We start from the raw sequence: 18,427 nt of genomic DNA, 5'->3' as shown, positions 1-18,427 counted from the left end.
AGCCACTACAATGCCTGTATCCATCGGAAGCCTGAGTCCGAAATCCGTCAGTTGCCGGTATAGCTGTCCCGCCAGCCCAGCAGCCTGCGTTCCACCGAAGCAACGAGAACGTCGATCAGCTTGCCCATCGCTGCAAAGATGATCACGCCCACAAAAATGATTTCCGGCTGGGAATTCGTCTGGGCGTGGCTCATCAGGAAACCGATTCCCGACTGCGAGCCGAGCAGTTCGGCCACGACCAGGCCGAGCCAGCCGTATGCGATGGACAACCGCAGGCCCGAGAGAATGCCCGGCATCGCCCCCGGAAGGACCAGTCTGGTAAAATGCCGGACTTTGCCGAAGGAAAGAACCTTCGTGACTTCGGAAAGCTTCTTGTCAATGCCCAAAATGCTTTGAACGGTGCTCATATATAATGGAAAAAACGCGCCGAAGGCTATAATGACGATCTTTGATGTCTCGCCAAAGCCAAACCACAAAATGATGATTGGGGCCGTAGCCAGGCTTGGCGTAAGGCGCAGCAATTGCAGCGACGGATCGATGATTTTGCTTGCCGTGCGGGACAAGCCGATCAGCCCGCCAAGCAACAGCGCCGCGAAAGCGCCATAAAACACGCCGATCGATGCACGGACCAGGCTATGCCCGATCTGTACGAAGAGCTCTCCCGTTGCCGCCAGCTGTGCAAACGCCTCTGCAATGGCCAGCGGGGACGGCAGAAGCAACGGACTGACTTGCCCCATGCTGCCGGCCCATTGCCAAACGATAAGGATCATGGCGGGCAGCAACGCTGCGATGAAAAAATGCTTTCCGAAAAGGCGTTGCTTCTCCTGGCCGCCTGGCCGCGCCGGGGTAATTCCCGTCCTGAATGCCTGCGCTTGCTCTTTCATGTATTTACTCCCTCCTCTCGAATGTCAATCTCTCCACGCCAGCAGCCGGCGTTCGGCAAGCAGCACGATCGCATCCGTGATCACGCCGAGAACCGTGAACAGCGCAATGCCGACAAAAACGGTCGGCGTGTCGCTCATGGCCCGGGCATCCATCATGACGAATCCCAGACCGGAACTGGCTCCCATCATTTCGGCAACAACCAGGCTCCCCCAGGCAATTGCCAGCGACAGCCTTACGCCGGTCACGATATTGGGCACGGAGGCCGGAAGAACCAGCCGCACAATCTGTTTGAAACGGCTGTAAGCCAGAACACGCGTCACTTCGAACAGTTTACGGTCCGTGTTCCGTATTCCCAAAAAGGTGTAAATATATAATGGAAAGAAGCAGCCTTTTGCGATCAGCAAAATTTTGGAGGTGTCGCCAATGCCGAACCACAGCACGAACAGGAAGGTGACCGAGATATGCGGAATCATGCGCACCATCTGGATCGTGGAATCCAGCAAACGCTCAACGCTGCGTGACAAGCCCACGAACAGCCCCAGCAGGAGGCCCAGCCCACCGCCCAGGAAAAATCCCGCCAGCATGCGGTATACGCTCGTTCCCAGGTTTTCCGCAAGCATGCCCGAATCCCACATCCAGACCAATGATTCCAAAATGACAAGCGGGGTCGGGAAGAGCAGCGGCGAGATCAGTTCCCGATCCCCGAGCCATTGCCAAAGCACGAGCACCGTGACAGGGAGGATTGAACCCCATGCCAGCGCGCTCAGCTTGTCCCGATAGGGCTTGCGTGCTCCGGCCGACCCGCTGGCAGTCGTTTGGCCCATTCCTTCCACCTTCCATTTCGACATATGCGCGTTAGCCGTTTCCTTGCTCATATGCCCGCTCCAGCTTCGCCGAAGGCAAGCTCGTCAATGCGTTCGAATTCATTAAGAACCTTGTAGCGGAATTCCTGAAAGCCTGCTGATGCCTTCTTGCGGGGATACGGTAAATCCACTGAAATGCGCCCACGGATCTCCCCTGGCCTGGGCTTCAGGATAACAATCCGGTTTCCCAGGAACACGGCTTCATCAATGTCGTGCGTGACAAAGATCATCGTCGTTCCGTTGTGTTCCCAAATATCCAGCAACACCTCCTGCATGTGCGCTCTCGTGAACGCATCCAGCGCTCCGAACGGTTCATCCAGCAGCAGGATGCGCGGATTGCGCAGCAATGCGCGAGCGATCGCTACGCGCTGGGCCATTCCGCCGGAAAGCGCCTTGGGGTACGCCTTTTCGAACCCTTTCAGCTTGACCAGTTCAATCAGTTCGTCCACCCGCCGGCGTACGTCCTTGTCTCCCAACGACAGGTCTGCCGCAATGTTCTTCTCGACCGTAAGCCAAGGAAACAAGCGCGGTTCCTGAAAAATGAAGCCTTTGTCGATGCCTGGTCCGGCGATCGGCTCACCGGCCAGCTTGACGCTGCCTTCGTAGCCACCGTCCAGTCCTGCAACGATGCGCAGCAGCGTGCTTTTGCCGCAGCCGCTCGGCCCGATAACGGTGACGAACTCCCCTTCCTTCACGTCCAGTTCAATGTGCCTGAGGGCTTGCACGGATTGTTGACCCGTTCGAAAGCTTTTGCTCAGCCCTTGGATTTCCAGCAATGCAGGTACTCCTCCCATACCAATCACTCCTCTACAATATTTAGGTTAAATGCGCAAAATCGAAAAAAGCACCTCAACGACAACAGGAAACCTTGCGGTTTTCCGTTTCGCCAAGCGTGCCTCTGTTTGTACAGTCAGCCGCATGCGTGTGAATTCATCCCATTTTCGACATTTAACCAAGTAAATAGGTAGGAATATATGAAAATTATTTAGTGTAATCTATCACCAAGCATTCCGGTTGTCAAGGTGTTTTTTTATGCACCCATACTATTCCAAAATACAGTCGGCTCACAACAATTCCGTTTGAATCGTTTGCAGGGATAGTAAATCCATGGGATGCGCAAACACGAAAAAGCCGGGGCAACAACGCAATTTGGCGCAAACGAACTTTTTTCGCCCCACATTGATGTCTCTTAATTACACTAACAGCTTCAGAAGAGCATCCTGATCCAACAGCTATACGACCAGGCTAAAATCACGACGGCCAAATGGTCCGAAGACCTTGATGTCAACAAGGTTCTGGACGCCGTTAACGAAAAGAGCTATTCCGGTTCCGTGCAAAAGGATTTGCGCGAATACCTGGATTACATCCGGGACATCTCGGCCGGACTGTGCACCCAGGATCAGGCATTGGTGGAAAGCGCCCGAGCCATGACTGAAATGTCCACCGCCGTGCAAACGATCGCCAGCAGCTCCGCCGACATGGCGGACAAAGCGCTCAGCCAGCTCTACCAAGGAAATGTCCGCCACCGCGGATGAACTGTCCGCGAGTGTCAGCAAGGCAGCGAATAGCAGGAAACAGATTCAGCAATCCGTCGAAGAACAGGAGGCCTTCATGCCTTCCATCGTCAGCGCCTTCGACGAGCTCTCTGCGGTGTCGCAGCAGCTGCAGGAGCTGATCCAACTTCCCACATACTGCGACAGAGCGTACCCGAGAATTAAATAGTTGATAGCCCAAAACCAAGACAGGAGTGAGATGAACACAAGCGTCTTGGTTTTGGGCTATTTATGTGGGAAATGGAATTTGGACATAGTTAAACCGCGCACTCCATACGGAGTGCGACGGCACAATTCGTCAATGCGCTGGGCTTTGCTGTTGACTTCAATCCACGCACTCCATACGGAGTGCGACTTAGATGTTCAGCAATACTCATTAATCCATCTTTATTTCAATCCACGCACTCCATACGGAGTGCGACACTGACGAAGCGGTTTCACCGAAACAGATTGCAGAATTTCAATCCACGCACTCCATACGGAGTGCGACACAGTGTTGGGCGTAGACGATTTCCAACTATCCATATTTCAATCCACGCACTCCATACGGAGTGCGACGCGCTCAATGAGGTTTTTACGCATGTCGGTGACGGATTTCAATCCACGCACTCCATACGGAGTGCGACTTTTCGTTTATCGGGTTATCGGACTTCTCGGAGGTATTTCAATCCACGCACTCCATACGGAGTGCGACATCACGCACTTGCATCCAATGCGTTCTCCAGGAGATTTCAATCCACGCACTCCATACGGAGTGCGACCAGGCCAGTTTCCATATTGTAGTGGACGAGAAGATTTCAATCCACGCACTCCATACGGAGTGCGACATGGACGCACAACGCCACAACTACATTGATGGCATATTTCAATCCACGCACTCCATACGGAGTGCGACTCAAGGACCTCGACGGTGTAACTGACGCTGAGGCCATTTCAATCCACGCACTCCATACGGAGTGCGACCTTCGGATGGGACGTAATGGAGCTGCTTGACGCGAAATTTCAATCCACGCACTCCATACGGAGTGCGACAAGAAGCGGGAATTAAATGCGCGTGACATGCTGACATTTCAATCCACGCACTCCATACGGAGTGCGACTATCCGCGACATTACGCAAAGTATGTCTCTTACGATTTCAATCCACGCACTCCATACGGAGTGCGACCTCGGTAAAACTGGTGATCTGAGACGCGGTATCATTTCAATCCACGCACTCCATACGGAGTGCGACGCCGTTCAGGTTACGGATGCTCGCGCGGTTTTTATCATTTCAATCCACGCACTCCATACGGAGTGCGACACCGGGGCGGACATCCTCAAGATGAACGGAAACAATTTCAATCCACGCACTCCATACGGAGTGCGACGATCGGCGTTGACCTCGTAACGTACGCGTTAATCGATTTCAATCCACGCACTCCATACGGAGTGCGACCTCAATCGGTTCAAGTACGCGGTAATCTCCGTCCAATTTCAATCCACGCACTCCATACGGAGTGCGACCCATTTCGCCTCGTCTCGCTTTGCCTGCGTTAAGATTTCAATCCACGCACTCCATACGGAGTGCGACAGCGAAAAAACACGTATCTCCAATAAGAGATGCGTTAAAATCGCGTATTTTCACCACTATCGTATGTCATTTCACTAATAATGGCAATCTACTTCATCCAAATCGTTGCCAAAAGGTCATGAATTCGATGTTTTCGACAAAATCTGAGGTGCGAATCCCCCAGGGATTTTATGTGAGCTTGGGGTTCGCACCTTCAACTATGATCCGCTATTCGGAAGGATTAATGATTTCTTGAATCGCATTGCATTTTTTAACCTGCTTGTCTGACCCCTTTTTCGCAGACATCACCCACGCCCCTAGACCCATCCAATACTGCTTCAACAAGCTGGCTGCAGGACTCCCCTCAAATTACATGGTAAGTTGAGGGAAATCCTTTAAGCCATCATCGGTTTTTCAATTTTTCAAGTTCCATCTCCAGATCAGCTATAAGATGATTCAAAAATCGAACGTTGCACGAAAAAGGGTTGAGTCATATCAGCGTTTAAGGAAAAATACTAACGTTTTCACAGATAAAATATTTGCACTGAACGGGTATTGTGTTTGCATGCATTGGTATTTTGCTGAACAAGGTTACAGAATAACGCTTGGTCAAGGTTCCGGCAGTATATTCGCTATGACCGAATGAACGTCACTCCAGCAATTATGATGCATCGACTTTCATTTGTAATCTCAAGTTTTCATTAGTCAACACTTTTAGCATAGGTACAAATAAACTTACATTTACCAAAGCAGATATCAGGAAGAAGGTCTGTACTCCGAACCACTGTGTAATAATACCCGCAAGTAAGGCACCCAGCGGAAGCATCCCCCAACCGACCAAGCGATACACGGCGTACACGCGTCCCAACAGTTCATTCGGTAATTCTCCGCCGCGTCCCGACTGGTAGTCGTACAGAATGATGTCCAGGCCAATCCGTCAATGAATACTCCCGCCACTTACCGACGCTTTCGCTTCGGTTAAACTGGGGGTTTCTGATGTCTCACCCCTTATTTCAGGATGCTTAACACCAGTGGAGTTGACACGTTGATGGTATTCCTGCCATCCAACCCCGCTATCCCATTCGTTCCGTTTGCCGATACGTTTGGGAATACTTTTCGCATGATGTTCGCAGCGCCGTTCACATCCGCATGAATCAAGCCCCTCGGACTCTGATATAACCCGCGATACACTCTTTTTCCGGAGAAGACCCGCTCACCTTTTTCGCCATATCGCGGCAGAGGGTCCTGATCCATGAAGCAGGCTTTCGAGGTGTAGGCTTCTTCCGTCAAGATGACCGCAATTCCCTGTTCAGCCGCTTTGTATCGGATCATCGAGACGAGCATCTGATGCGGGATGTGACAGAAGTTCTGGTTGTTGCGCCGTCCGAGCGTTGACGCTTGCTTCCATCCCTCGTTATGTCCGACGACAATCGTGCCGATCTGTTCCTTCACCGCCAGTTTGACGATGCAATGACTTGCCTTGTGGAACAAATCTTTGATCCTGCGATGGCGTTTTAGGTGCAAACGTTCCAAACGTCCGGACATGTGAGCGCCTTTACCCGGCTCTTTGCCCTGACGAAGAATGCCCGTATAATAAGCCTTCATCTTGTTGTAGTATTGATTCATTGCTTTGACGATCTTGCCCTTCACCACAATCGGCTGTGATCCGGTGGTGGTGACGATGGTTGCAAGATTGTCGACGCCAAGATCGATCGCCATTACGTTTTCATTCGATGTTTCTATCTTTTCGATCTGACACGCAAAGACCAACTCGACTACGTATTGACCATACCTCGGAACGACACGCACCTGCTTTAACTGCCCATAGGTACTTCCCAGTTTTCCGACGTTAAGCTGCAGCCGGGTCTTGGGAAACTTGAGATATTTCCGTTCTTTGATGATGCAATCCTGATTCGAGAACATCAGTTCTTTCACCTTGCCGCGAGCGTATCCTGGGATATGGGGCTTTCCACGATACTTCTCGGGATGGTTGCAATAGTCCCTCATGCTGGTGAAAAAGGCGGTCCAATTCTGAAACACAACCTTCATGATCCCTTGACTGCTTTGAGCTGAGAGCGCGCGGTAATCGGGTTGTTCCATCACTTTGAACAAGGCGTCCAAGAAGCGATAATGAACAAAGGGACTCTCCTGAGACGGCAGTTGGAAGGGTTGGGAACGATTTTTCTCGCTGAGTCGGCCATTCATGGCATCGATGTGCGCCGCAAGCGTATCCATCACGTTCTGTTGCAACGGCTGCAGCGGCTCATTGCGCCCAAAGGCGGTAAACACCTGACGAATATAAAAGTTGGTCGTATTGTAAAGGTTCTTGGCATCTTGACACGATTGATTCAGGTACGCAAACATCCGATGCCCGGGCTTAATCCACACTTGAAAAGTTCGGTATCGCTTCATCAAATTCGACATGTTCTCACCTCCTTCCAAGTTCAAAATGCGAATATATGTTCTATCTCATCATACCGCATTTGACCAGGAGAAGGAAGAATATCTTGTCAGAATCACAAGCAGTCGCCGATTCACCTCACCTCTTGTAGAAGTGGGAGTCCTCTCTGCGCAAATTGATAGATTTGCGCAGATCCGTTGATCCAGAGGCCAAATAGACGCGCTGGGCACCGGATAGCGTCAACATGGCGACTCCAGCGCATGCGCGATTTCGCGTAGCAGCTTCGGGTTGAATCCCGAGGGAAGCTCGCTGCTGGTTTGTCCGACTCGAACGATAAGAGACGGCGCAGCTTATTGAGTAATTAACAGGTTCGGAAAGCTAGCTTAAGAGCTTTATAGAACCCTAATTTACAGATGAGATCCGCCACTTGCATCAATCAATTGACCGGTTACCCAACGGCTGTCCGACGAGGCAAGAAAGGCAGCAATATCTGCAACATCTTCAGGCTCCCCCCACCTTTTGAAGGTTGAAAGACCGGCGGCAAATTTCTGTCCATTGGGATCTTGTAAAGTCCCGGCATTCATTTCTGTATTAATAATGCCAGGCTGGATGGCGTTCACCGTAATATTACGGCTCCCAAGTTGCTGGGCTAAGACGCGTGTAAGTGTGTCAATCGCCCCCTTTGACATGCTGTAGGAAAAAACACTAGGGGAGGCCACGCGTGTTACAAAAGAGGAGATATTGATGATACGACCTCCATCTTTCAGACGGGGCAAAGCTTGCTGAGTAACAAAAAGTGGTGCTTTGACATTAATGTTCATGACTTCGTCAAAAGATTCTTCCGTCGTCTCTTCTATGGTTACAATTTGACCGATTCCAGCATTATTGACAAGAATATCAAACCGATTATCGCCTGTACGGTCTCGAAGAACTTCATCCAATTTCACATATAAATAATGAATGCCATTAGGGGTACTTAAGTCAGCACTGATCGTGAATGCGGCACCTCCACTTTGCTCAATCTTATGAACTATTTCCTCTGCTTCATATTGTTTTTTTCCATAGTGTACTACGACTAATGCGCCCTCCTGTGCCAGGCGTAATGCAATGCCACGACCAATCCCCCGGCTTGCACCGGTTACTAAAGCGATTTTATCTTTCAACTTACCCATGCCTTCATCTCCTTGTTTGGAATTCATGTTTAGTTTTATCACAAGGTGATGTTTGAAATGTTGCTCTCTTATTCGGAAATCATGTTTGTCGTTAATGAGCCTATGGGAAACTAAACTCCCTCGAAATAATTCAGTTTCCTCACGTCTGTGATAGTAGAGCCAGAAGCCGGTATGATCCCAGTGCAGGATTTTGATCTTATCCAGCCTGCGGTTGCAGAACAAAAACAGTGCCGTGGAGAACGGGTTAAGCGCAAATTGCTCCTGTACGATTGCCGCAACCACGTCGCGAAGCCGCCCCGGTTCAAAACCGGAACGAACATCAATCCGAGCGACCTCGACTTGGATTGATGTTCGTTCCGGTTGCTGCGGCCTGACCAAGGGCTTTGTAGAGCCAGTATTTTAATTGATAAACGGTCAGGTTCTGCTCCGCACACCAAGCTTTCATCGTTTACCCACTGTTCTGATATGTCTGAATTCGTTCCGCCCATAACGCTTGTCATTCATCTCCATTCACAATCAATTCTTTCGTATGCGTGATGGATTTATTGTGACCGACTCTAATTGGTATGGACAGGTATGTTGGGTTTGACGTTTACGTTATTTCCGTAAGCGTCAAATACCACGCACTCCATACAGAGTGCGACTTGGTTTTACGTACGTATGGTAGACCCTGCATCACTTATTCCTGAAAGGACTCAATAAGCTGCTTACGTATAGTATGATCTTCCTCGGAGGTTTCCTGCTTCTGTTCATGGTGCTGCAATACATTCTGTTAAAGAAAACACTATCTCGATCAGCAGGCCTGATGCATGGGATTGTGGAAGTCAGCACCGGGAACCTGGATGTAACAATACAGACGGGTCGGGACGATCTGGGTGTTATCAATCAGAAATTCAATACGATGACTCGACGGATCAACGACACGATGTTTAAACTACAGACGACTTCTCATCATCTCTCGGACTCATCCAAGAAATTATTGGGCATTTCCGAGAAAAATAATGAGAACATTCAGATTATCAGTACCAATATGAGAGATATTTCCGGTGGACTTCGTTCCCAAGACCAAGCCACGGTGGAGAGTGCTCGCGCGATGACCGAAATGTCAACGGTTGTCCAGACGATTGCCAGCAGTTCGGCCGATGTGGCAGATGAAGCGCTAAGCATGGAGCAACGCTCCGGTGCAGTACAACATACGTCCGAGTCCACTCAGTCTTTGGAAAATAACTCGAATCAAATTAGCAACATTGTGAATATGATTACGGAAATTGCCGGACAAACCAATCTGCTGGCCCTCAATGCTTCGATTGAAGCGGCTCGTGCAGGTGAAGAAGGAAGAGGCTTCTCGGTTGTAGCAGGAGAAGTACGCAATCTGGCAGAGCAATCGCAGGAGTCAGCCAAGCAAATCCGCCAATTGATTGAAGAGATCCAGCGGGATATCATTCAATCGGCTGAGGCGATGCAACTAGGCTCTCAAGAAGTGAAGAAGGGCTTGCAGGTCACGCAAGAGACTGGCGTATTCTTTGAGAATATTTTGACTGCAACGAATAAAGTGGCGAGCCAAATTCAGGATATCTCCAGCTCTATCGAGGAAATATCCGCAAGCACACAAGAAATGTCCGCCACTGCGGAACTGATCTCGTTCTTCAAGGTTCGGGCGGAATAGTTTAGTCATGACTTGATCTCCAGCAATTTCTCGCTAAAAAAATAACTATTTTTCTATGTAAATTCAGCCTATAGTGGTTTTCCACACTATAGGCTGAATTTACTTGATATTAATGGGTGTCACTACCTCATCAGAAAGCCCTTCTATAGTTAGCTCTCCTAGATAAATTTATTTTCCTACATACTCATCCATAAAGCGATCTACTCTTTGGAAATATTCAGTGGGGTAGTGGTTGATCGCATCGATGTGCTCCGTATTTTTCGGATACCATACTTCTGCGTTTGGGTTATCCTTTAAGGACTCGTAAATCATTTCTGTATTTTTATAACTGATTTGCTGATCCCCAGTACCATGAATGAGCATAACCGGTTTGTCTTGCATCTTTTTCACCGCATCCATAGGTGAGATGGAATCCAGATCAATATCAAAGACCCATTTTGCCATCCACGTCGATGTATAACTGAATGGGAACGCAGGTAAACCTGAAAAGAAAGGCAGACCCTCTCTTAGAAATAAACCGGCATTACGAAACGGACTATCCGCAATTACGGCTTGGATGTCATCACTCTCACTTGCGGCCAGCAAAGAAGTGGCTGCCCCCATAGAAAAGCCGATAACTCCGATGTTGTCACCCGTTTGGCCTCTCGTTTTTAAATAGTCCACAGCTCCCAGCAAATCGTATTGTTCATTTTGACCCAGTGTAATCAAATCACCATCGGATTTACCTTGCGAGCTGAGATCAAATGCCAACACATTGTAGCCTTTCGGAATGAAATGCTCTACTAACTTTTGGGTCCGCCCTTTGACTAAACGATTGCTTGTATACCCATGGACGACAATAATTGTTTTATCGCTTGATTTACCACTAACATTTGCAGGAAAGAAAGAACCTCTAATCGTATTATCATTTTTCAAACTCTTGAACTCAACCTCTTCGTAAGGCGTTTTATTAATATTCAATTCGTAGCTGACATTGGTATCTCTAGGATGGTGCAACAACGTGTCTATTACTTTAAACGATATAAAAAATACAAGAGCCACCACAAGCAAGAGCACGATCCCCAGGCTCCAAAACATTATCTTCCGTTTTTTCACACGACCGTTGTTCAATGTCAGATCGGGTTGTAATGATGTTTGACTCATTTAGACTCCTCCAGTTTTTCTATAGGTGATACGGGTGCAAACAAATAAAAGGCATGCCCCTTCAGATTTTCCCACTCGGGATGATGAATAATACTTTCTCCAAGAGTTAAGGCCACTCCATTTAAGAAAGAGATATAAGCACGAGAGATCATTGCTGGAGAAAAGCTTTTGTTGAATTCTCCCCTTAACTGTCCCTTGGCATAGACATCTTCGATCGCATCCGTCATTACCTTAATACTTTCAAGGACCTTCTGTGTAAGTTCAGGGAACCTTATTCTTTGTCCTAAGACAGATTGAGCAAGCCGTAACTCATTTGTATAGAAATAGATATGGTTGAATTGTTCTTCCACCATGTCCTTAATCAATCCGCCCGGCGTCCCCTCTTGTTGTAGACAAGCAAGCGATTTGACCTGAATTTCAGCAAGCGGCTCAAGGACAGCTTCGAAGAATAAAGCTTCTTTACTAGGGAAATATTGAAAAATGGTTCCAGGAGTCACTCCCACATTCTTCGCAATGATAGCCGTTGTGGTATTTGAATATCCGCTTTCTGCGAACAGAACAACTGCTTCTTTTAGGATCCGTTTACGACGCTCCAGTCTTTTTTCTTCATTGATGGGTCTTGCCAAATGTATTCCCCTCTCTTTAAACTTAACTTTAGTTAATTAAATGATCAGTTAATTAATTAATAATATACCTTTAATGATGACTTATTTCAAGAGCAAATTTATCTACTTATGAGCAGGATGAAACTCAACAAATAAAAACAAGCCGGCGTGTAGCCCAACATGCGCCTCCGACTTGTTTTTATCAGGTTACTTTGGATGATGAGTTTACGTTTCTGCCTTCCTTTAATGTGGAGATAGTGGAACGATAACTCCATGTTGTCGTAGAAAATGGATTGCACAACAGAAGTCCTTGCAGAGGATCTGCAAGAGCTTTCGGTATGCCGGGACAGCAACCGTCAGTGCTTAGGTAAGAACTTTTATCACTTCAACAACAATCTTAGATTAATAAACTATGCTGCCCTTTAGCTGAGCGAAGGGCTGCCACGCGGCAGCCCTTTCGATGTTGAACTATAGTTCCCCCTGGGAGTTTAATACTCATAATACGGTGTTAACAAAATGTAGTGTATCTGCTCAGAGTGACACTCACCTTTATGACAGTACCTGTACTAAATGTGCGTACTTACATATTTATAGTACAATCTTTATACTCAATGAAGGAAATAAATAAATTTCTATATACCCGGAAATATAGAAACTTAAGAAAGAGGGATAATTATATGTCTAATGCTTGGAAAGTTTACTTATTAGCCGCTGTTAGCTTCTTGCTTGGAACATCCGAGTATATCATAGCAGGGATTCTCGACACAGTTGCAAGAGACGTTAATGTCTCCGTCGCTGCTGCTGGTCAGCTCATTACTGTTTTTTCACTCGCCTATGCTTTTGGAACACCTTTCCTTATCGCATTTACAGCACGAATGGAGCAGCGCAAGCTTTTAGTTTATTCACTTGGCGTATTTGTGATTGGAAATATTATCGCCGTAGTTTTACCTGGCTTTGAATTTCTTTTAGTCTCACGCGTTATTCTTGCACTAAGCATGGGAGTATTCGTTGTAACCTCCTTTACTGTCGCTACCAAGATGACTCCGCCTGATAAACAAGGAAGTGCAATTGCAACAATCCTTATGGGCTTTAGCACCTCGTTGATTATCGGTGTTCCGCTAGGCAGAGTTATTGCTTCCGCTTATGATTGGAGATTGATCTTCGGAGGAATCGGTACACTTAGTATTCTTGCGATGATCGTTATACTCTTAGTCATCCCACGCTCAAATGGCGATGAGTCGGTTCCCTTGCGCAAACAGCTTGCTTTAATTAAGCAACCGAAAATAATTGCAGCCCTAATGATCACTTTCTTATGGATTTCTGGTTATTCTACTGTCTACACCTACATTTCTCCCTTCCTACTGTCGATTACAGGGATGAGCAGTAAAACAGTTATCATTGCTTTATTCGCTTTCGGGATTGCCAGCTTATTCGGCTCAAAGCTTGGCGGCTATAGTACAGATAAATGGGGATTCCCTCGTACTTTATTTGTTAGTATGGTACTGCATGTAGTAGCCTTAGTTCTACTGTCATTATCAGCCCAATCGCCTGCTATCGTTTTCCTTGTGCTCATATTTTGGGCTCTCTCCGCTTGGTCAACAAGTCCAACTCAGCAATATCACTTAATGACGCTTGCTCCGGCGGCTTCAGGCATTATGGTGAGTATGAATAGTTCAGTTTTACAGCTTGCTATGGGTGCTGGTGCAGGAATTGGAGGCGTTGTCGTGGAACAAGCTTCCTTAGCTTCGATTAGCTGGATTGGAGCAGCGGTTGTTGCCATCGCTGCAACAACCGTTATGGTATATTTACGAGTAACCCGCTCCAAAGCTCCACCAGAAATTAGGAAAGATATAAAAGAAACTAATATCTAAAAGGTTGGTGCTTAACCAGCTGCAAAAGCCAACGCGCACAAAATTGCTCAAGCGATCCAGTTGATTAACCGGCAATACGACCGTCCGCTCGTGATCAAGCAGCTTGCAAAGTCCGTAAACATGAGCACCTCGGCGTTTCATAAACATTTCAAGCTCGTCACTGCGTTGATCCCGTTGCAATACCAGAAAACGGTGCGTTCGCAAGTAGCACGGCGCTTAATGTTGAAGGAAACCTTGCCCGCCTGATACAGAAAATGAGCCGTCTGTAAGCGAATTGGAAAAAAGCACACTAAATTATTTGAGTTTTCTTGACAATCTGTAATAGTTAGCTTTATTAAGACTGCTATAAAAAAGAAGTATTTCCCTGTTCAGGAGATACTTCTTTGTAATATAAACAAAACAACTATGCCTACCGCTGTACAGCCTCCAGAGCTGGCGAAATGTTTTTCTCTCCCCACTCGCACATCATATTTAACAATGGAATGAGAGAAAGACCACTTTCAGATAATGAATATTCAACTTTTGGAGGTATTTGGGGAAATTCCTTGCGTATGATAAGCCCATCTGCCTCCAGCTCTTTTAACATGATACTTTGCGTTTTAAAGGAGATGGTACCGATACATCGCTTCAGCTCATTAAACCGCATTACCTTATTTTCAGACAGCCAATACATAATGATCATTTTATATTTACCGCCTATTAAGGACAACGTGTATCCAAAGCCAGTTTCGTTTAGTTTCACGCCAGTTGGAATAGTTTCGTGCACAAGTTACACTCTCCTTTTGGTAAGTATATGCTATAAATATACATACTTTATAATAATTCATTATGCAATCTTATTGAAAGGATGTAAATCGCTATAAAATTTGATATATCCTAAATTTGAATAAAGATAACCTTTTTGTTACTTCTTCGATATTCAATTCACAATGGAGAATCTAAATAACCCTCTATAACAATGTCTGAACTGGGTTTAACTGTCCTTTCCATTTTCAAATAAGCGACCTTCCCATAACTAAATAGTTTTTTAACTATGACAGCATAATTAACTAGCTCATAAGTGAATTCCATTTTTGCTCTAAGTCGTTGAGGTAGCCTGCGCTATTGCGATTAAATTTTTTGCGTAATATAACGCTGGTTAAACGCTGATCCCACAGTGCTTTTCGAGATTTATAGCGAGTAAAGCAAACTGAGCGCAGTCGTGAAATGACATTTCTGTAAACTTCATTTCCCATAATCTACTGTATACGTCGCTTTCTTATGAGAAGCGTGGATTGAAACAGAGTGGAAATAGCGGCTTAAATTTTGTAAGGGATGATTATGATGTACTGCAAACAAAAACCACCTTCGTTTTCCAAAAGGTGGCCCGCCATGATTATGATAATACTTTTCCAAAAGCATTAACCTCGATCTTTCCTTGTGAGGTTGGTGGAGAATATTTTTCACCTCTTAATAATCACTACAAGAGACCTGAGATAATTAACTACAGTAAGAGACAGCTACAACATTACCGTACTTGTCTGTTACATAAGATTCCGCTCGTCCACTTCCGCCACCCTTTGTAAGAGAAACAAAACTTCCAATATTCGTTATAACAGGCTTTGTATACACGTATCTTCCCCCTTTCTACTCCACGAACCTCACAAAATTAAATCAGATTACATTCTATAATCTTCATTAATTCAAAAGGTTTTTCCAATGTTCCATACTGAAGATATCCTAGTAATTTTTGGTACTGTCTATACTCCACAATTCCGAGTTCTACCAATCTGGAATGTTTCATTAGGAGGTTTAACTTCTCTTGTTTTTTATTTATATCATGCACTATTTGGGTAGAATGATCAGACTTCCCACGTCCAAGGTGATGCTGACTAAAGTAATTCGAGAAGGCTTTTCTTAGAATCACCTTAGTAGTTTCATTTCTTTTCATGTTCCCTGGCAGCGAAAAGCAAAAGTTTACTAAATCATAGTCCAAAAACGGATGCCTCGCATCCATATGATGAAGACCCTCCAAAGGTATATTCTGATGAAACAGCATGATATCTTCATATTCAAGTTGCCTTGGCAAAGGATAGATTCTAGGAAGATCACGGATTTTAGCTTTATGGTGAAGATCCCACTTTTTTTTAAATTGTTGAGTAAACAATCCTCGAAACAACGCATCGTCAAAGATATTATTCTTATATATCTGAAGTGGTTCATACAAATGGTCCCTATGGAACTAGAATAAAAAGTGGACACCCGTTAACGGACAGAAGGATAATAAGACTAACGGAGGTGTGTCCCCATGGGAGAACAGCGACAACGATATAACGAAGAATTCAAGAAACAAACGGTCAAATTCATCCAAGAGCAAACGAAGACACTTGGGGACTTGGCAGAAGAACTCAACATTCCGAAAAGTACGTTACATCAATGGATGAGCAAGTATCGTGAACTTAAAAACGAGCCTGCGGCTAGCGTGGATCGAGTGAAGGAACTGGAGGCAGAGCTCAAAGAGATGCGTCGGTTGCTTCAAGAGAAAGAACATACACTTGCAGATACACAAGAGGAACTGGCTATTGTAAAAAAAGCAGTGCACATCTTCAGCAAACCAAAGAGCTAAGATTTCAGTTTGTGGAAGACCATCGCTCCGAGTTTTCTTTGGAGAAGATGTGCGGAACCTTGCAAGTGTCACGGAGCGGATATTACAAGTGGCGGATGGACCGAACAAGCAAGCAGCAGCACCGGAGAGCCGAGGTCATGAAGCGTATTCGGTATCATTTTTACGACCACCAGATGCGGTGTGGAAGTCCTAAAATTACGTATCTGCTCCATCTGGAAGGGTATAGAATCACTTCACGTACCGTCAGTATATATATGCGTCAAATGAATCTTCGTTCTGTGGTAAGTTCCAAATATCGTGTCCAGACCACGGATTCCAATCATGACCATCCCATTGCACCGAATACGCTGAATCAGCAATTTAAAACGTCCAAACCGAATACCGTATGGGTCACCGACATCACCTACATTCCCTGCCGAGGAGGTCGTCTATATCTCGCCAGCGTTCTGGATTTGTGTACGCGTGAAATCGTAGGCTGGCGTCTGTACAACCATATGGAAACCCGTTTGTCCTAGATGCATTGCAGGATGCTTATAAGGCCAAACGCCCCGCTCTGGGCTTGCTCCACCACTCGGATCGTGGCTCTCAGTACACGTCAAAAGAATACGTAGAGCAACTGAAATCATATGGTATGGAATCGAGTATGAGCCGCCGAGGAAACTGTTACGATAACGCCTGTATCGAGTCATGGCACAGTATTTTAAAGAAAGAGCTTATTTACTGTAACCCTCGTTTTAAGACGCCGAAAGAGGCTTATACCGCCATCTACCAGTACATTGAGTTCTATTACAACCGCAAGCGAATGCATGGCGCGCTAGGTTATCTTTCCCCTGCTCGCTTTTTGATGAAATTTACGGACAAATCCGCGGCGTAAGTGTCTACTTTCTTGACATAGGTCCAGTTGGACCGGGACGAATATCGGGTCAGTACAAGTCACGTATACAAGCACTACAGTCACTTCAAATAGTGGGACTACATCAAACCTGACTTCCAGTATGTTAAACGCGCATAAGTACAATGGTAAAACGTACGGTACTTCGGATAATCCTTCCACAGGTATTACCAAATCAGTTAATACTACTGGATTCTAAGGGAAACATTTTCTCAACTTTTAACGTTTAAGTTAACGTAAACAATAATTTTCAAGGAGGAATCAAGATGAAACGATTTTTTTCATTATTGTTGATGTTAACTTTAGTTGTCGGTGTAGCGTCCGTTGCATCCGCTAAGGACCAACCTTTAAAGGATCGACCTTTCAAGGAGCGTGCGGCGTACACGTACAATCCTTCACTTAAAAAGGTGGAACTAAATATCACAAAAAACGACAAATTGACTACAACCACGTATAATTCAGTTTATGTTCCAGTGAAGGATATCTTCAAATCATCCGGAGCAACGATCAAATGGGATGGAAAGAAAAAAATAACTACAATTAAAAATCAAGACCAAGAATTGATTCTGAATTTTTCGGGTAAAAAAATTACAGCTGGTAATAATCAAGTTGTTTTCCCTCAAGAGTGGGTAAAATTAAATAAGGGAGTCTCAAGTATTGATGCATTTGTCTTAGCATATATTTTTGAAGTAGCTGCTGACGACTCTGATCAGGAAAGATTGGATTGGGAAGAAAAACTCAGTTTCTTGGATATCAAAGAAACAACCGGTCTTCCAGGATTAGATAAGTATATGCATGTATTTGTTGAGTTTAATGATTGATTAAATCGTATATTTTTCTTGTGCCTCTTTCGGTTATCACCGGGAGAGGCTTCTATTATTTCTAAGGATAATCAAATAATATCAAGTCTACTAATGATTTGTTTAATCTGAGTAGCAAGCAGAGTGTTGATAACGAGCTCTGTATTTACTCTTTAGATGCTAATAAAGATGCATTTACATAACCTAAAGGTCGGAAACTTCTTCCAGAAAATTATTGTTAAACGAATAATAGTATCTCATTCTTCTACTTTATATTATGATTTGAGTTTAGCCTCTTCTCCTCGTGTAGCCATTTTCAAAAATATCATCCAGAAAAAATAGTAGGACAAACGAATTTGCATGGTTGTATATAGTCGTCCCAATTTACCTACATAAGTGAGAAGGAAATCGGCAACTGGT

General features: G+C 45.6%; 18 protein-coding genes, 2 pseudogenes and 1 CRISPR repeat array. Of the genes and pseudogenes, 6 read left to right on the top strand and 14 right to left on the bottom strand.

Translation table 11 applies throughout. The features are described from left to right. Positions 1-47: 47 nt before the first annotated feature. The 9 genes and pseudogenes from ACFVQB_RS11440 to ACFVQB_RS11400 all read right to left on the bottom strand — a co-directional run bounded on the left by ACFVQB_RS11440 (position 48) and on the right by ACFVQB_RS11400 (position 8,870). On the bottom strand, positions 48-884 hold the full coding sequence (locus ACFVQB_RS11440) for an ABC transporter permease (RefSeq protein ID WP_379438478.1): 837 nt from the start codon (positions 882-884) through the stop codon (positions 48-50). Positions 885-908: 24 nt separating this feature from the next. Continuing rightward, a complete protein-coding gene (locus ACFVQB_RS11435; protein ID WP_379439672.1) occupies positions 909-1,709 on the bottom strand; it encodes an ABC transporter permease in 801 nt (266 codons plus the stop codon). A gap of 47 nt (positions 1,710-1,756) precedes the next feature. After that, on the bottom strand, positions 1,757-2,542 hold the full coding sequence (locus tag ACFVQB_RS11430; RefSeq protein ID WP_379438475.1) for an ABC transporter ATP-binding protein: 786 nt from the start codon (positions 2,540-2,542) through the stop codon (positions 1,757-1,759). 438 nt (positions 2,543-2,980) lie between these two features. Then, positions 2,981-3,259 (bottom strand): hypothetical protein, encoded by a 279-nt coding sequence (locus ACFVQB_RS11425; protein ID WP_379438472.1) that lies wholly within the window; start codon positions 3,257-3,259, stop codon positions 2,981-2,983. Next, on the bottom strand, positions 3,243-3,428 hold the full coding sequence (locus tag ACFVQB_RS11420; protein ID WP_379438469.1) for a hypothetical protein: 186 nt from the start codon (positions 3,426-3,428) through the stop codon (positions 3,243-3,245). The genes ACFVQB_RS11425 and ACFVQB_RS11420 overlap by 17 nt, the downstream gene beginning before the upstream one ends. A 127-nt stretch (positions 3,429-3,555) precedes the next feature. Continuing rightward, positions 3,556-4,873: a CRISPR direct-repeat array (repeat unit 33 nt; unit sequence ATTTCAATCCACGCACTCCATACGGAGTGCGAC). Positions 4,874-5,860: 987 nt separating this feature from the next. After that, complete coding sequence (locus ACFVQB_RS11415) at positions 5,861-7,276, bottom strand: RNA-guided endonuclease InsQ/TnpB family protein (protein WP_379438466.1); 1,416 nt, start codon at positions 7,274-7,276, stop codon at positions 5,861-5,863. 384 nt (positions 7,277-7,660) lie between these two features. Further along, a complete protein-coding gene (locus ACFVQB_RS11410; protein WP_379439669.1) occupies positions 7,661-8,425 on the bottom strand; it encodes an SDR family oxidoreductase in 765 nt (254 codons plus the stop codon). Positions 8,426-8,617: 192 nt separating this feature from the next. Beyond that, positions 8,618-8,707: pseudogene (gene tnpB / locus ACFVQB_RS11405) on the bottom strand (IS66 family insertion sequence element accessory protein TnpB); the annotation flags it as partial. 37 nt (positions 8,708-8,744) lie between these two features. Beyond that, positions 8,745-8,870, bottom strand: a complete 126-nt coding sequence (locus ACFVQB_RS11400) for a hypothetical protein (RefSeq protein ID WP_379438463.1) — start codon at positions 8,868-8,870, stop codon at positions 8,745-8,747. Positions 8,871-9,143: 273 nt separating this feature from the next. On the opposite strand from ACFVQB_RS11400, the gene ACFVQB_RS11395 reads away from it, so the two are divergent. After that, positions 9,144-10,091, top strand: coding sequence for a methyl-accepting chemotaxis protein (locus tag ACFVQB_RS11395; protein ID WP_379438460.1), 948 nt, complete (start codon positions 9,144-9,146; stop codon positions 10,089-10,091). Positions 10,092-10,259: 168 nt separating this feature from the next. Here ACFVQB_RS11395 and ACFVQB_RS11390 read toward each other — a convergent pair whose 3' ends face one another. Then, positions 10,260-11,234 carry an alpha/beta hydrolase gene (locus tag ACFVQB_RS11390; protein ID WP_379438457.1) on the bottom strand — a complete coding sequence of 325 codons (975 nt, stop codon included), beginning with the start codon at positions 11,232-11,234 and terminating at the stop codon, positions 10,260-10,262. After that, the gene (locus tag ACFVQB_RS11385; RefSeq protein ID WP_379438454.1) at positions 11,231-11,860 is read right to left on the bottom strand and encodes a TetR/AcrR family transcriptional regulator; all 630 of its coding nucleotides are present in this window, start codon (positions 11,858-11,860) and stop codon (positions 11,231-11,233) included. The genes ACFVQB_RS11390 and ACFVQB_RS11385 overlap by 4 nt, the downstream gene beginning before the upstream one ends. A gap of 656 nt (positions 11,861-12,516) precedes the next feature. On the opposite strand from ACFVQB_RS11385, the gene ACFVQB_RS11380 reads away from it, so the two are divergent. Then, positions 12,517-13,710, top strand: a complete 1,194-nt coding sequence (locus ACFVQB_RS11380) for an MFS transporter (protein ID WP_379438451.1) — start codon at positions 12,517-12,519, stop codon at positions 13,708-13,710. A gap of 409 nt (positions 13,711-14,119) precedes the next feature. Here ACFVQB_RS11380 and ACFVQB_RS11375 read toward each other — a convergent pair whose 3' ends face one another. The 3 genes from ACFVQB_RS11375 to ACFVQB_RS11365 form a co-directional block, all read right to left on the bottom strand. Then, on the bottom strand, positions 14,120-14,476 hold the full coding sequence (locus ACFVQB_RS11375) for a winged helix-turn-helix transcriptional regulator (RefSeq protein WP_379377211.1): 357 nt from the start codon (positions 14,474-14,476) through the stop codon (positions 14,120-14,122). A 713-nt stretch (positions 14,477-15,189) separates the two neighbouring features. Then, the gene (locus ACFVQB_RS11370) at positions 15,190-15,321 is read right to left on the bottom strand and encodes a lasso RiPP family leader peptide-containing protein (protein WP_379438448.1); all 132 of its coding nucleotides are present in this window, start codon (positions 15,319-15,321) and stop codon (positions 15,190-15,192) included. Between the two features lie 37 nt (positions 15,322-15,358). Next, positions 15,359-15,706 (bottom strand): asparagine synthase-related protein, encoded by a 348-nt coding sequence (locus ACFVQB_RS11365; RefSeq protein WP_379439666.1) that lies wholly within the window; start codon positions 15,704-15,706, stop codon positions 15,359-15,361. A gap of 291 nt (positions 15,707-15,997) precedes the next feature. On the opposite strand from ACFVQB_RS11365, the gene ACFVQB_RS11360 reads away from it, so the two are divergent. From ACFVQB_RS11360 to ACFVQB_RS11345, 4 genes and pseudogenes are all read left to right on the top strand, one after another. Then, positions 15,998-16,315: a transposase gene (locus tag ACFVQB_RS11360; protein ID WP_379438445.1), complete on the top strand. Its 318-nt coding sequence runs from the start codon at positions 15,998-16,000 to the stop codon at positions 16,313-16,315. 11 nt (positions 16,316-16,326) lie between these two features. Further along, positions 16,327-16,919 (top strand): annotated as a pseudogene (locus ACFVQB_RS11355) (IS3 family transposase); the annotation flags it as partial. A 27-nt stretch (positions 16,920-16,946) separates the two neighbouring features. Next, positions 16,947-17,189 (top strand): integrase core domain-containing protein, encoded by a 243-nt coding sequence (locus tag ACFVQB_RS11350; RefSeq protein ID WP_379439663.1) that lies wholly within the window; start codon positions 16,947-16,949, stop codon positions 17,187-17,189. Positions 17,190-17,473: 284 nt separating this feature from the next. Next, complete coding sequence (locus ACFVQB_RS11345) at positions 17,474-18,028, top strand: stalk domain-containing protein (protein WP_379438442.1); 555 nt, start codon at positions 17,474-17,476, stop codon at positions 18,026-18,028. The last annotated feature ends 399 nt before the right edge of the window (positions 18,029-18,427 follow it).

It is taken from the genome of Paenibacillus sp. NPDC057886, from assembly GCF_042796655.1.
GTDB lineage: Bacteria > Bacillota > Bacilli > Paenibacillales > Paenibacillaceae > Paenibacillus.
The sequence above is the reverse complement of the archived record's forward strand: the minus strand, read 5'-3'. Positions and strand labels throughout refer to the sequence as shown.

Bases quoted from the DNA above. Each gene is read 5' to 3' on its own strand.
- ACFVQB_RS11440 (WP_379438478.1), bottom strand. From the start codon at position 884: ATGAAAGAGCAAGCGCAGGCATTCAGGACGGGAATTACCCCGGCGCGG.
- ACFVQB_RS11435 (WP_379439672.1), bottom strand. From the start codon at position 1,709: ATGGGCCAAACGACTGCCAGCGGGTCGGCCGGAGCACGCAAGCCCTAT.
- ACFVQB_RS11430 (WP_379438475.1), bottom strand. From the start codon at position 2,542: ATGGGAGGAGTACCTGCATTGCTGGAAATCCAAGGGCTGAGCAAAAGC.
- ACFVQB_RS11415 (WP_379438466.1), bottom strand. From the start codon at position 7,276: ATGTCGAATTTGATGAAGCGATACCGAACTTTTCAAGTGTGGATTAAG.
- ACFVQB_RS11410 (WP_379439669.1), bottom strand. From the start codon at position 8,425: ATGGGTAAGTTGAAAGATAAAATCGCTTTAGTAACCGGTGCAAGCCGG.
- ACFVQB_RS11400 (WP_379438463.1), bottom strand. From the start codon at position 8,870: ATGAAAGCTTGGTGTGCGGAGCAGAACCTGACCGTTTATCAATTAAAA.
- ACFVQB_RS11395 (WP_379438460.1), top strand. From the start codon at position 9,144: ATGATCTTCCTCGGAGGTTTCCTGCTTCTGTTCATGGTGCTGCAATAC.
- ACFVQB_RS11390 (WP_379438457.1), bottom strand. From the start codon at position 11,234: ATGAGTCAAACATCATTACAACCCGATCTGACATTGAACAACGGTCGT.
- ACFVQB_RS11380 (WP_379438451.1), top strand. From the start codon at position 12,517: ATGTCTAATGCTTGGAAAGTTTACTTATTAGCCGCTGTTAGCTTCTTG.
- ACFVQB_RS11365 (WP_379439666.1), bottom strand. From the start codon at position 15,706: ATGGATGCGAGGCATCCGTTTTTGGACTATGATTTAGTAAACTTTTGC.
- ACFVQB_RS11360 (WP_379438445.1), top strand. From the start codon at position 15,998: ATGGGAGAACAGCGACAACGATATAACGAAGAATTCAAGAAACAAACG.
- ACFVQB_RS11350 (WP_379439663.1), top strand. From the start codon at position 16,947: ATGGAATCGAGTATGAGCCGCCGAGGAAACTGTTACGATAACGCCTGT.
- ACFVQB_RS11345 (WP_379438442.1), top strand. From the start codon at position 17,474: ATGAAACGATTTTTTTCATTATTGTTGATGTTAACTTTAGTTGTCGGT.